At 75.4% G+C, this 13687-nt stretch carries 7 protein-coding genes; 3 read left to right on the top strand and 4 right to left on the bottom strand.

Annotated features, from left to right (window positions below):
• Positions 1–63: 63 nt before the first annotated feature.
• Both Ade02nite_RS34470 and Ade02nite_RS34475 read right to left on the bottom strand, forming a co-directional pair.
• Positions 64–978 carry an ADP-ribosylation family protein gene (locus tag Ade02nite_RS34470; RefSeq protein ID WP_203772980.1) on the bottom strand — a complete coding sequence of 305 codons (915 nt, stop codon included), beginning with the start codon at positions 976–978 and terminating at the stop codon, positions 64–66.
• A 118-nt stretch (positions 979–1096) separates the two neighbouring features.
• Entirely contained in the window at positions 1097–2065 is a 969-nt protein-coding gene (locus Ade02nite_RS34475; RefSeq protein WP_203772982.1) for an ABC transporter substrate-binding protein, read from the bottom strand.
• 91 nt (positions 2066–2156) lie between these two features.
• On the opposite strand from Ade02nite_RS34475, the gene Ade02nite_RS34480 reads away from it, so the two are divergent.
• Positions 2157–5492, top strand: coding sequence for a CHAT domain-containing protein (locus Ade02nite_RS34480; RefSeq protein ID WP_203772984.1), 3336 nt, complete (start codon positions 2157–2159; stop codon positions 5490–5492).
• On the opposite strand, the gene Ade02nite_RS34485 is transcribed toward Ade02nite_RS34480, so the two are convergent.
• Complete coding sequence (locus tag Ade02nite_RS34485) at positions 5456–6673, bottom strand: FAD-dependent monooxygenase (protein ID WP_239169258.1); 1218 nt, start codon at positions 6671–6673, stop codon at positions 5456–5458. The genes Ade02nite_RS34480 and Ade02nite_RS34485 overlap by 37 nt on opposite strands.
• Before the next feature lie 261 nt (positions 6674–6934).
• On the opposite strand from Ade02nite_RS34485, the gene Ade02nite_RS34490 reads away from it, so the two are divergent.
• On the top strand, positions 6935–9832 hold the full coding sequence (locus Ade02nite_RS34490; protein WP_203772986.1) for an AfsR/SARP family transcriptional regulator: 2898 nt from the start codon (positions 6935–6937) through the stop codon (positions 9830–9832).
• Here Ade02nite_RS34490 and Ade02nite_RS34495 read toward each other — a convergent pair.
• Positions 9795–10256, bottom strand: coding sequence for a hypothetical protein (locus tag Ade02nite_RS34495; protein ID WP_239169259.1), 462 nt, complete (start codon positions 10254–10256; stop codon positions 9795–9797). The genes Ade02nite_RS34490 and Ade02nite_RS34495 overlap by 38 nt on opposite strands.
• 143 nt (positions 10257–10399) lie before the next feature.
• Here Ade02nite_RS34495 and Ade02nite_RS34500 point away from each other — a divergent pair, with 143 nt between their 5' ends.
• A complete protein-coding gene (locus Ade02nite_RS34500) occupies positions 10400–13672 on the top strand; it encodes a TIR domain-containing protein (protein ID WP_203772990.1) in 3273 nt (1090 codons plus the stop codon).
• Positions 13673–13687 lie beyond the last annotated feature (15 nt).

Here is a 13687-nt window from a genome sequence, read left to right on the forward strand (position 1 = left end):
AACGGGTAACCGACGAGCACGCGCGTGCGGAGGACCTGAAGATCGAAGAGTCCGCTCGGCGGATCAAGCGGCCAGCACCTGCACCGAGGGCAGGTCGCGGTGGGCGGCGTGGACCAGCGCGATCTCGGCCAGAGCGTCGCGGCCCAGCGCACGATAGGCGCCGACGAGCAGGTCGAGACCGGCGTCGCGATGCGCGTCGTCGTCGAGCCAGTGCAGTTCGCTGCCGACGGCCAGGGCGAGTGCGGGCTGCCCGGCGGCGAGTTGGTGGCGGGCCTCGGCGATCCACGCCGCGGCTTGGACCGGGTCGTCTTGGAAGGCGGCCAGCCGGGAGCCGGAGGCGGCCACCTGGGGGTCGCCGCTGCCCGGCGGCAGCAACGGCATCGGTGACATGGCGAGGTAGGACCGCGGCATCGACGCCGCGCCGGGTGGTCCGTCCTGCCGCAGCGCCGCCTCGTCGGCGGCCTGGTACCAGTCGAGGGCCTCGATCAGTGGGGCGACCCGGCCGGCTTCCTCCTCCTCGTCGCCGTAGTCGGCGAGGAACCCGTTCACCCTTTCGCGCACGACGCGCAGCAGGGTCGGCTCGGTGGACGTCCAGGTCTCGGCCGAGTCGCGGGCATAGTTGTGGGCGATGGCCGTCGGCAGCTCGGCGGGATCGTCGTACCAGAGCCCGAAGTGCAGGCCGTCCGTATTGCCTCGCATGACCGTCAGGAATTCCGCCGGATCGTGGCGGAAGCGTGCGTGCAGCCGCTGGTCGAGGCCGTCGCGGCCGCGCCGGTCGAGGCCGCCGTCGCGGAAGTAGTCGGTGACGCCCCAGGGCGAGAGGCCGATCTCGCCGAGGGCCGCGCCGTCGCTGGCCGCGAGGGCCGCGAACACTGCGACATGGTGGGGCAGCCGCAGTCCCCACACCTGACGGACGTGCGCCGCAACCGGCGAGAACCGTTGCGTCATGGTGGTGAGGGCGTCGTCTCGCGAAGTCATGACGGGATCGTAGGACCCGGCTACGACAAAAGACGGCTCGAGCCGCCCAGTGACGCAGCGAGCTGGTCGGCCCAGCCGTGACCCGGATCAGAAGGGCGGAGAGGCGAAAGAGAAGCGGTCAGGGCAGCAGGGCGTCCAGGTCCGGCGGGGTGGTGAGGAGGCCGTCGGTCTGGGCCAGGCCGGCCAGGGTCTCGACGGAGGCCCGGTTCACGTCGGCCGGCCAGCGGGGCAGGATGAGGGCGCTGCGGGTCTCGGGTGGGATCTTGGTGTAGGTGGCGAGCGCGTCGCGGACCTCGTCGGGGTGGGCGTCGGCGTAGGCGAGGGATTCCTTCATCGCCTCGGTGAAGCGGTTGACCAGGTCGGGGTCGCGGCCGAGGAGGGCCTGCGAGGTGAAGTACATGGCCACGGTCAGGTCCGGGGCGACGTCGACGTAGCTGGAGGCGATCTTGCGGGCGCCCGCGGCCAGGGCTGCCTGTTGGAACGGCTCGACGACGAAGATGGCGTCGACGCGGCCGGACTGCAGGGCCGGCACCTGTTCGGGGAAGGCCAGCTCGGTGAACTTGACCTTGGTGGGGTCGCCGCCGGCCTTGCGGACCGAGGCGCGGACGCTGGTCTCGGTGATGTTCTTCAGGGTGTTGGCGGAGACCGTGCGGCCGGCCAGGTCCTTCGGCGTGCGGATCGGGCTGTCGGCCCGGACGAAGAGGCCGGCGAAGTCCTTGCCGTCGACGCCGGTGCTGTTGTTGCCGTTCGAGATCGCCTTGATCGGCACGTCGCGGCTCTGCGCGAGCAGCAGCGAGATGGTGTTGCTGAACCCGAACTGGAACTCGCCGCTGAGCACGGCCGGCACGATGGCCGAGCCGCCCTGGGCGGTGGTCAGGGTGAGGTCGATGTCGCGTTCGCTGAAGAAGCCCTTGGCCTTGCCCAGGTAGATCGGGGCGACGTCGACGATCGCGATGACACCGACGTTGACCTTGTCGGGGCCGGCGGCCTCGTCCGGCTCGTCACCGGAGCCGCCACAGGCCGCGACGGCCAGGACCGCCGTGGTGAGGGCGGCGAGAAAGGCCGCGAGGGAAGGGGATCGCCGCATCGGGGCTCCGTCCGGCAGGAGCTGGCACAGGTCCCTGGCAACTTAGATCGACCAATGCCGATCGGTCAATGCCCGTCCGTCAGACCCTGGTGTGGACACCGACCGAGCGGGAGACGACGTACGGATCGTCACCGCGATCGACATCTCGTGGGCCTGCGAGCACTGCGGCGCCGACCAGCGGTCCGCGTGGCCGCTCGTCCTCGAGCTGCGCCCCGGCCTCACCTGGGACGGCCTCCATCCGGCGGTCACCCTGGACTGCGCGGAATGCGGCGAGGGCGCGATCCCCGGCCTGCCGTTCGTCATCCTGCCGCTGACGGCCGACGGCGTGCCGGCCGCCTTCGCCGTCGTGCCGCCGGTGCCGGGCGGCCCCGACCCGGAGGGGGCGCTCGATGAGCTGCGGCACTACCTGCCGCCCGAGGCCGTGAACGGGACCATTCCCGTGCTCTGGCCGAGCGGGGAGGGCGCGTTCCGGCGACCGGTCGCGGAGTCGCTGCTCGAACGCGACCACGTCGCGGAACGGCTGGGCTACGCGGCCGAGCAGCGGCCCGTGACCGAGGCGGTGATCGACCTGCTGCTCGTGTCCTCGATCGACGAGGCCCGCGCCGCGGTCGCGAGGCAGCCGGCGTTGCTGAGCGCCCGCGCCCCCGACGTCGTGGCCGAGTTCGTGAGCCGGCTGCCGGTGCCGGACGCCAGCGGCCCCCTGGCGGAGGCGCTGGTGCGCTTCCTGGAAGCGCTGCGCGGCGACCCGGACGACGCGGCCCTCGGGGAGGCCGTCGAGGCGTTCACCCTGCGGCGCGAGGAGGCCGTACGGACGTTGGCGGCGGAGGGCCGCCGCCGTGTCGAGTGGCTGGACGCCCACCCCGACGCCGGCGACGAGGATTGGGACCGCGCCGTGGCCGAGGCCGACGCGTTACTCGGCATGGCCGGTGCCGTCAGGGACCGGACGACGCTGCTGTTCGGCGCCGGAACGGCCCTGCTGTCACGGCAGCGCCGCAGCACCGAGGAGATCGAACGCGCCATCGCCTTCCTGGAGGAGAGCCGCACCCTCGCGCTGGCCTTCGACGACGAGGAGGGCGCCGTCCGGGCCGCGACCCATCTGGCGATCGGGCTGACGTTGCGCACCGGCCGGGACGACGAGGGCGCCGGACTGCGCCGGGCCGAGCAGCTGCACGGCGAGGCGATGGAGTTCCATCGCGCCCGGGGCAACGGCCCGGAACTGGCCCGGTCCGCCACCAACCGGGCACAGGCCCTGCTCCAGCTGGCCGAGACGGAGACCGGGGACGCCCGGACCGGCGCCCTGGAACGCGCCGCGGCGCTGTGCCGCGAGGCCCTGCCGCTGCGCCCGCGCGAGGCGAACCCGGTGGACTGGGCCTACACCGCGATGAACCTGGCGATCATCATGATCCGCCTGGCCGAGGGCAGCCTGGCCGATCACCGGCGGGCGGTAGAGGAGTCGGCCGGCCTGCTGCGCTCTGCGTACGACCTGTTCTCGGCCGCCGAGGACCACGAGGCCGCGCTGCGCGGCTCCCTGGAGCTGGCCATGGCGCTGTCCGGCCTCGCGGACCGGCTGCACCGCGAGGCCCGGAGGGAGGCCGTGCTCGCCGCGGCGGAGTCGATCGGCTTCGCCCTGCCCGAGGACGACGCCGACCCGGTCGCGTTCTGCCGGACTCTGGTGGTCAATCCGATGATGTACGGGCTCCGGTCGGCGCCACCGGAGATCCGCGACGCGGTCGAGGCCGTGCCGAGTGGCGCCGCCGCCGGCCTGCTCGCCGAGGCCGCGTCGGTCGCGCGGCGCGGCACGCGGGAAGCCGCGGAGGCGGGCAACCTGCTGTTGCGCAGCCGGTTCGCGCGCGTCTGCGCCGAGGTCGCCGACCTGCGGTACCGCAGCTCCGACGCGCTGATCGAGGCGCTGGAGGCGGCCCGGCCGCTGATCGACCCGGGTTTCGCTCCCGCCGACGCGCGCGAGACGGCCTGCCGCCTCGCCGACCTGCTGAGCGAGCGGGAGCAGTGGCCGCGGGCCTGGCGGGCGTACACCGACTGCCTCGCGCTCCAGGAGGCCGAGCTGCGCGACGCCGAGAGCCCGGAGGAGCGGTTGCGGGTCCTCGAGCAGCATCCGCTGGTGGCCCGCGCCGCCGCCTACGCCGGCGTGCGCTGCGGGGACCTCGCCGGCGCGGTGCGGGTGCTCGAGCGGACCCGGTTGCGCACCTTCGACGTCACGGTCGGCGAGAGCCGGCCGGGGCGGGCCGGCCTGCTGCGGTGGGAAGCGCCGACGCTGGAGGACATCGGGCGGGCCGCGACGCCGCAGCGCCCGGTCCTCTACGCCTGGAACGTCCCCTCCGGGGGCGCGCTCGTGCTGGTGGGCCGCGACGGCGCCGGGCGGGTGACCCTGCGGTCGTTCCCGGCGCCGCAGTCGTCCGGTGACTTCATCGCCCTGCTGCTCCGCGTCGACGACCAGGCCCAGGGCCTGGTGACCGCGCAGGCCGCCGACGCCGACCTGGCCCCGCCCATCGCGCGCATGGCCGAGGCGCTGGGTGAGCTGGTGCAGCCCGTCGTCGACGCGCTGCTGGCCGACGGGCTCACCCAGGTGGCGATCGTGCCGTGCGGCCCACTGGCCCTGGTGCCGTGGGCGGCCGCGCTGGTCACCGACCCCGCGACCGGCCGCCGGACACCGGTGGCGGAACTGGTGACCATCAGCACCGCGCCGTCGGCCGCCGCGCTCGCGCTGACCCGCCGCCGCGCCGGGCACGCCGGCCGCAACGGCCCGGTCGTGGTGCTCGCCGACCCGGAGAAGCCGGACCTGCCGCCGCTGCCCGGCGCGCGGCGCGAGGCTCGGGCGATCGAGGAGGCGCTGCCCGGTCAGGTGACCGTGCTGAGCGGCCGCGACGCGACGGTGACCGCGCTCGCCGCCCGGGCCCGCGGCTGCCGGATCCTGCATCTGGCCTGCCACGGCTTCAACAACCCGGCCGAGTCGCAGCTCATGCGCGTGTCGCTGAGCGACGGCGACCTGACGCTCGACGGCATCCGCGACCTGGCGCCGCTCGGCTCGCGGCTGGTCTTCCTCAGCGCCTGCCAGACCGGTCACGTCGACCTCGCCCGGCTGCCGGACAGCATGATCGGCCTGCCGCTGGCCTTTCTCACGGCCGGGTCGGCCGCCGTGCTCTGCTCGCTGTGGCCGGTGAGCGACGAGGCCACCGCGCTGCTCGTGGGACGGTTCTACCGGGAGCTCACCCGGATGGCCCGCGACGGCGAGGACGACGACGTCGCGCTCGCCCTGCGACGCGCGCAGCGGTGGCTGCGGACGCTGACGGACGCGCGGCCGTGGCGTCTCACCCGCGACGCGGTGCCGGCCGGCGAGGACGCGGACGACGGGCGGCGCCCGTACTCGGACCCCTATTTCTGGGCCGGGTTCGCCGTCGTCGGCTCGTGACGGCCGTCCGTGGTGGCGTCGTGGGCGTAGACCCAGTCGAGCGCGTTGAACGACCAGGCCCGCGAGCCGGCCGCCATGTGGCTGTCGCGTTCCCGCTGGGCCGGGCCGTCCGGCAGGTGGAAGCGGGTCTTGTTGCCGGCGGACATCTCCTGGAGGCGGGCCGTGCGGGGCAGACGCGCCTTCTCGTACGCGGTGAGCGCACCGGCCACGTCCGCGCCCCGCCGGAGCGGGCCGAGCAGGGCGGCCAGCGTGGCACCGTCCTCGATGGCCTGTGCCGCGCCCTGCGCCATGAACGGCAGCATCGCGTGGGCCGCGTCGCCGAGCAGGGTGACCGGGCCGTCCGACCAGCGTGGCATCGGCGGGCGGTCGAACAGCGCCCACACGTACATCTCGCCCGCCGCGCCGATCAGCTCGCCGACCTGGGGATGCCATCCGGCGTACGCGCTGAGCACGTCAGCCTTGTCCGCCCGGTCGGTCCACGACTCGCGGGTCCAGTGGTCGCGCTCCACCACCGCCACGAAGTTGACCGACCGCCGGGCGCTGATGAAGTAGTGCACGAAATGCCGGCCCGGTCCCATCCAGATCTGGGCGGTCACCTCCAGGTCCAGATGCCGTACGCGTTCCGCGGGCACCACGGCGCGGTAGGCGGCACAGCCGGTGAACCGGGGATCGCCGGGGCCGAACAGCAGCCGGCGGACCGTCGAGTGGATGCCGTCCGCGCCCACCAGCACGTCGAACCGGGCTGTCCCGCCGTTGGCGAAGCGCACCTCGGCGCCGTCGCCGTGGGAGGAGAAGCCGGTGAGCCGGTGGCCCAGATGGACGCGCTCGGCCGGCAGGGCGGCGGCCAGCGCGCCCAGCAGGTCGGCCCGGTGCATCTGGTAGTGCGGGAAGCCGTAGAGCGACTCGGCGAGCGGCGCGCGCAGCAGGGTGCGGCCGTCGTCCCAGCGGCGCTGGTGGAAGGCGAGCGGCCGGACGCCGGTCGCGGCGAGCTCGTCCGCGAGCCCGAGGCCGTGCAGGACGCGCGACGCGTTCGGGCTGACCTGCACGCCGGCGCCCACCTCGGACAGTCGCGGCGCCTGCTCGTACACGTGGACGTCGAGGCCCGCCCGCAGCAGGCTCAGAGCCGCGGACAGGCCGCCGATCCCCCCGCCGATGACGCCGGCCGACAACGGTTCCGTCATCCCTGCGATGGTTCGCCGCGGTCGGTGGCGTCGCTGCCGGATACCTGACAGCGCAAGCATTTGTGCAGGGCAGGCCGCCCGTCCTGTCCCGATTCCCCCGTACGCCTGCGCGCCGTCGGGCCGGGGCGGCCTGTTCCCTGCAACGCGAGCAATGGTCGTCTTCGCACCTTGTATGAAGCGTGCAAGACTTGTCCCGGTCCTTGTGGAGATCTTGAATCCCCAGGTGAGGGACCTGCCCGGGAGCGAGCGTGCGGAGGTCAGGTGACGGCGGAGTTCGGGGTGCTCGGCGCGGTGGAGGCCCGGATCGACGGCCGGCCCGTCGACCTCGGCCATGCCCGGCAGCGCAGCGTGCTCGCCGTGCTGCTCGTCGAGGCGGGGCGCCCGGTCACCGTCGACCAGCTGGTCGACCGGGTCTGGGGTGAGGACGCTCCGCAGCGGGCCACCGGCGCGCTCTACAGCTATCTGTCGCGGCTGCGGCGGGCCGTCGCGGACGCCGGCGACAAGGTGGCCATCGAGCGCCGCCCCGCCGGGTACGTGCTGACCGCCGACCCGCAGTCGGTCGATCTGCACCGGTTCCGCCGGCTCGCCGCCCGGGCCCGGGACGCGGAGTCCGACCGCTCCGCCGCGGAGCTGATCACGGAGGCGCTCGGGCTGTGGCGGGGCGAGCCGTTCGCCGGCCTGGACACCCCGTGGCTCGCCGCGACGCGGGAGCTGCTGCTCACCGAGCGGTTCGCCGCCGAGCTCGACCACCACGACGTGCTGCTGCGGCTGGGCCGGCACGGCGAGCTGCTGCCGTCGCTCTCCGCCGCCGTGGCCGAGCACCCGCTGGACGAGCGGCTGGCCGAGCAGTTCATGCTCGCCCTCTACCGCTGCGGCCGCCAGGCGGACGCCGACGAGCAGTACCGGCGGATCCGCCGCGGCCTCGCCGACGAGCTGGGCAGCGATCCGGGCGCCGGGCTTCGCCGCCTGCACGAGCGCATCCTCGCCGCCGACCCGACGCTCGCCCTGCCGGCCGGCGCCCCCGCGCGCGCCGCCGCTGCCCCGACGGTGCCGGCGCAGCTGCCGGCCGATGTGCGCGCCTTCACCGGGCGCGGCGCCGAGCTCGCCGCCCTGGACCGCTCGCTGGCACCGCCCGAGGGCGACGAGCCGCCGCTGACCGTCGTGCTCCTCTCCGGCACGGCCGGGGTGGGCAAGTCCGCGCTCGCCGTCCGCTGGGCCCACCGTGTCCGCGAGGCTTTTCCCGACGGCCAGCTCTACGTGAACCTGCGCGGCTACGACTGCGAGCAGCCCGTGGCGGTCGGCGACGCGCTGGCCGGCTTTCTGACCGCCCTCGGCGTGCGGGGCCCGGAGATCCCGCCCGGCGTCGAGGAGCGCGCCGGCCGCTACCGCTCCGAGCTGACCGGCCGCCGCGTGCTGGTCCTGCTCGACAACGCGTCCTCGGTGGAGCAGGTGCGGCCGCTGCTGCCCGGCACCGGGTCGTGCCTGGTGCTGGTGACCAGCCGCGACGCGCTGCCCGGCATGGTGGCGCTGCACGGCGCCGAGCGGGTCAACCTCGACCTGCTGCCGGTGGCGGACGCGGTCGGGCTGCTGCGCCGCCTGATCGGCGACCGGGTCGACCGGGAGCCGTCCGTCGCCGAGGACCTGGCCGCCGCCTGCGCCCGGCTGCCCCTGGCGCTGCGGATCGCCGCCGAGCTGGCCGCGGCGCGCGCCGACGTCTCGCTGGCGGAGCTGGTCGGCGAGCTGAGTGACCACCGGGTGCGGCTCGACCTGCTCGACGCGGGCGATCCCCGGGCCGAGGTGCGCGCCGTCTTCTCGTGGTCCTACCAGAACCTGCCCGACGGCGCGGCCCGCGTGTTCCGGCTGCTCGGCCTGCACCCGGGCGACACCGTGCACGCCGAGGCGGTGGCGGCGCTGACCGGCACGGCGGCCGGCGAGGCGCGGCGGCTGCTCGGCGTGCTGGTGCGGGCCAGCCTGGTGCAGGCCGGGCGCGGCGGCCGGTACGGCATGCACGACCTGCTGCGGGCGTACGCCGCCGAGCTGGCGGCCGCGCACGACCCCGAGCCGGAGCGCAGGGCCGCGCTGACCCGGCTCCTCGATCACTACCTGGCCGGTTCCGCGGCGGCGATGGCGAGCCTCTATCCCGAGCCGGGCGCGCCCGGCGGGGACCCGGAGGCGGCCCGGGACTGGATCGAGGCGGAACGGCCCACCCTGGCCGCCGTCTGCACGTACGCCGCCGCGCACGGCTGGCACCGGCACGCGATCGCGCTCGCCGGCACGCTGTTCCGCTATCTCGACGCGGGCGGGCCGGTCGCCGAGGCCGTCACGGTCACCGCCTCGGCCGTGTCGGCCGCGCTGGCGGTCGGCGACCGGCAGGCGCAGGCGCGGGCGCTGTCCGACCTGGGCCGCCTGCACCGCCGGCAGGGGCGTCTCGGCGAGGCGGCCGAGACGTACCGGCAGGCCCTGTCCCTCTACACGGACCTCGGCGACCGTGCGGCCGAGGCGGCGGCGCTGCGCAACCTGGGCAGCGTGCACTGGCGGCTGGGCGACTACCGGCGGGCGGCCGACCACTTCGAGCGGGCCCGGTCACTGCACGCGGAGCTGGGCGACGACGCCGGGCTGGCGGACGCCACGGTGCGGCTCGGCCTGGTCGACGCACGGCTCGGCGACGACGAGCGGGCCACCGGGCGCTTCCGGTCGGCCCTCGGCATCCACACGCGCCTCGGCGACCGGTTCTCCGAGGCGTACGTGCTCTCCCTGATCGCCCGCATCTCGCGCGAGCCGGCCGATCTGGAGCGGGCCACCGGCGCCCTGGAGCTGAGCCTCGCCGCGGCGCGGCGGGCCGGTGACCGCACGGCCGAGGCGTACGTGCTGACCGATCTGGCCGCGGTGCTCGCCCGCGACGGCCGGCCCGCCGAGGCGGCGGACCACCTGCGCCGTGTCGTGCTGCTGCACCGGCGGATCGGCGACCGGGCCAGCGAGGCGGAGGCCCTCAACGACCTGGGCCAGGCGCTGGGCGAGCTGGACGCCGCGGAGGACGCCCGCGCCCAGCACGAGCAGGCGCTGACCCTGGCCCGCGAGATCGGCGACCGGTACGAGGAGCAGCGCGCCCGCGCCGGCCTGCTCAGGGCCGGTGCACGCCGTCGACCCACAGCACCGTGACCTGGCGCCCGCGGGCCCGGGCGTAGGCGACGACGTCGCCGGTGCCGCCCACGCCGCGCGCCGGCCGGCCGTCCCACACGGCGAAGAGGTGGTCGCAGCGATCGACCAGGGCCCGGCCGGCGGCGAGGAACGCCTGCTCGCTGGGCTCCGGGTAGGGCATCGTGGTCACGCTCGCCGCCGCGCGCCGCAGGTCCTCGAACCGCGCCCGGCTGTCGTCGCCGAGCAGCGAGCCGGCGAATCCCTCGCACGGCAGCAGCACCTCGAGGACGCCGCCGGACGCCAGGATGTGGGTGGCGAAGAGCTGGTCGGCGCCGTCGGCGAGGCTCGACACCCCGCACAGGTCGGCGCCGGGCGGCAGCACCCGGCTCCAGTGGCGCACCGCGCAGTCGACGATGCTGGGCGGGAGGATCCGATGGCCTGTCACGCCGAACCGCACATCGACCTCCGCACCCCGGGCTCGTCACGCTGGTGAGGCAGTATGCCCCCACGATCTCCCGCCTTTGCTCACGGGGGCGGTGCCAGGCACAATCTGTCGCCGCACCACGTTCCGACCGCGGGGGACCCAGCATGACCTTCGATGGCTTCATCTCGTACAGCCATTCCGCCGACGGGCGCCTCGCGCCCGCCGTGCAGCGTGGTCTGCACCGTCTCGCCAAGCCGTGGCACCGCCGGCGCGCCCTGTGGATCTTCCGCGACCAGACCGGCCTGTCGGTGACTCCGGGCCTGTGGTCGTCCATCCAGACCGCCCTCGACGGCTCGCAGTACTTCGTGCTGCTCGCCTCGCCCGAGGCGGCGCGCTCGCCGTGGGTCAACAAGGAGATCGAGCACTGGATCGCCACGAAGCCGTCGGACCGCATCCTGCCGGTGGTCACCGACGGCGAGTGGGCGTGGGACGAGGCCCGCGGCGACTTCACCGAGGACTCGACGGCGGTGCCGCCCGCGCTGCGGGACGTGTTCACCGAGGAGCCGTTCTTCCTCGACCTGCGCTGGGCCCGCCGCAGCGAGCACCTGAGCCTGCAACACTCCCGCTTCCGCGACGCGATCGCGCAGCTCGCGGCCCCGATGCACGGGGTGAGCAAGGACGAGCTCGAGGGCGAGGACGTGCGCCTGCACCGGCGGGCGCGGCGGCTGCGCTCGAGCGCCGCGGTGACCGTGGCCGTGCTCGCGGTGCTGGCGGTGGTGACCGGGGTGTCGGCGGTCCGCAACGCCGACCGGGCCCGCAACGCGGCGGCGGAGGCGCTCCGCCAGCAGCAGGTGGCGGACAGCCAGCGCGACAACGCCGAGCGCGCCGCCGAGGAGGCGCGGCGCCAGCAGTCCCTGGCCCAGCAGCAACAGACCCGCGCGGCGCGCGCGACGGCCGAGGCGGAACGCTCCGAGCGGCTGGCCCGCGAGCAGCAGGCGCTCGCCGACCAGGCGACCGCGGTGGCCCAGCGCCAGCGCGAGCTCGCCGCGCAGGCGGCACAGCGCACCCGCGAGCAGGAGCGGCTGGCCGCGCAGGCGGCCGAGCTGGCACAGGGGCTCCGGCAGGAGGCGCTGCGGCTCAAGGACGAGGCGCAGCGGCAGGCGGGCATCGCGGCCGAGCAGCAGCGGCTGGCCCGGGAGGCGGCCGCGCAGGCCAAGGCCCAGCAGGCCAAGGCGCAGGAGCAGCAGCGCATCGCGATCAGCCGGCGGCTGATGAACCAGGCCACGGCGTCGCTCACCGACGACCCGCGGACCGCCCTGATGCTCGGCGCGGCGGCCCAGGCGCTCAACCCCGACGCGGCGACGCGCCGCCAGCTCACCGGCATCGTCACGGCCACGAACTACGCCGGCACGCTCGGCGGCGTGACCACGGCGGCGTACGCGCCGGACGGTGTCGTGGCGGCCATCGGCAACGACGGCCGGGTCGCGCTGTGGAAGGTGACCGACCCGCGCAAGCCCACGCGGATCGCCACGCTGCCCGGCGCGGCCACCCAGCGCCTTCTGGCCTTCACCCCGGACGGGCGCACGCTGGCGGTCGTGGGCTCGGGCGGCGACACCGTCCTGTGGGATGTCGCCGACCGGTCGCGCCCGGCCAAGCGCGCGACGCTGCCGGACGACGGCGACGTCACCGCCTTCGCGTTCGGCGCCGGCGGCGGCACCCTCGTCACCGGCACCTCGGCGGGCGTCGTCAGCGTGTGGGACACAGCCGGCCGGGCCCGGCCCACGCTGCTGGCCAGGATGACCGAGCAGCGCGGCTACCCGGTGGCGCGGCTGGCGCTCAGCCCGGACGGGCGCCTGCTGATCGTCGACAAGGGACGGTTCGTGCCCGTCTACGACCTCAGCGAGCCGGCCGACCCGGTGTCGCTCGACGGCATCCTCGACTTCGGCGCGTCGCCGATGGCGTTCAGCCCCGACGGGTCGACGCTCGCGGTCGGCGGCAGCGACGGCCGGGTGGCGCTCTACGACATGACGAGCCACGACATGACGAGCAAGGTCTCGTCGAAGGCGCAGGACGACCTTCCCCAGCCGCCGCCGGAGATGCCGGAGATGCCGGACGAGTCGCGCGAGCCCTTCGACTCGCTGGACGGGCTGACCGGGCAGATCACCTCGGTGGCGTTCAGCCCGGACGGCAGCGTGCTGGCCGCCGGCGACCAGAGCGGCACGGCGAAGCTGTGGGACCGCTCGGCGGCGGCGAGCCCGGGTGCCTTCGCCGGCGTGCGGGCGCGCGGCCCGATCACCGGGCTCACCTTCGGCCCGGGCGCGAAGACGCTGGCCACCACCGACGGGTCCGGGACGGGCACGCTGTGGAACGTGGCGGCGCCCGGCGCGCCGGCCTCGCTCGCCACGCTCGCCGTCCCGGGCGGGGCCACCCGGTCCACGGTCTTCGGCCCGGACGGGCGCCTGCTGGTGGCCGCCGGCGCGGACGGCACCGCGAGCACGTGGAACGTCGCTGACCCCGCTCATCCCGTACGAGGGGCCGATCTGTCCCTCGGCGGCGAGGATGCGCGTGCGGTGGCGTTCGGCCCGGACCGGCGCACGGCAGCGACCGTCGGCGCGGACAGCGGGACCCTGAGGGTGGGCGGCACGACGCTCGCCACCCTGCCGGGCGAGGTGCGTGGCACGAACGCGATGGCGTTCAGCCCGGACGGCAAGACCCTGGCCGTCGTCGCCGACGCCACCACGCTGATGCTGTGGGATCTGGCCGGCCGGCGCCCCACCCTGCGAGTCCGGCTGACCGGCAGCTTCGGCACGGCGGTGGCCTTCAGCCCGGACGGGCGCACCCTGGCCGCCGCGGGCGGCGCCGACCCCACCATCACGCTGTGGAACCTCGCGAACCGCGCCGCGCCCGTCCGGTTCGCGACGCTGAGCGGCCACAGCGACACCGTGGACGCGCTGGCGTTCAGCCCGAACGGGCGCCACCTGGCCAGCGGCGGCTACGACGACACGGCGGTGCTGTGGGACGTCGCCGACCGGTCGCGGCCGCTGCGGCTCGCCACCCTGACCGGCCACGCCAGGTGGGTGCGCTCGGTGGCCTTCAGCGCCGACGGCCGCACCCTGGCCACCGGCGGCTCCGACTACACCGTGATCCTGTGGGACACGGCGAGCCCGGCGGAGCCGATCCGGCTCGCCGCGGTGCGGACGGCCGACGGCGGTCAGGCGCTCGACCTGGCGTTCAAGCCCGACGGGCGCACGCTCGCCGTCACCGGCCAGCCCGCCAAGGATCCGGCGACCGTCACGCTCTGGAGCTATCAGAAGCTGAACGGCCTGCGCACCGACCCGGCCGCACGCGCCTGCGCGGTCGCCGGGCGCGGCCTCACCGCCGCCGAATGGGCCCGCTACGTGCCGGAGCTGCGCTATCGCCGCACCTGCGCCGGCTGACGCACCGGCGGTACC

Origin of the sequence: Paractinoplanes deccanensis (genome assembly GCF_016862115.1) — a bacterium.
Classification (GTDB): Bacteria; Actinomycetota; Actinomycetes; order Mycobacteriales; family Micromonosporaceae; genus Actinoplanes; species Actinoplanes deccanensis.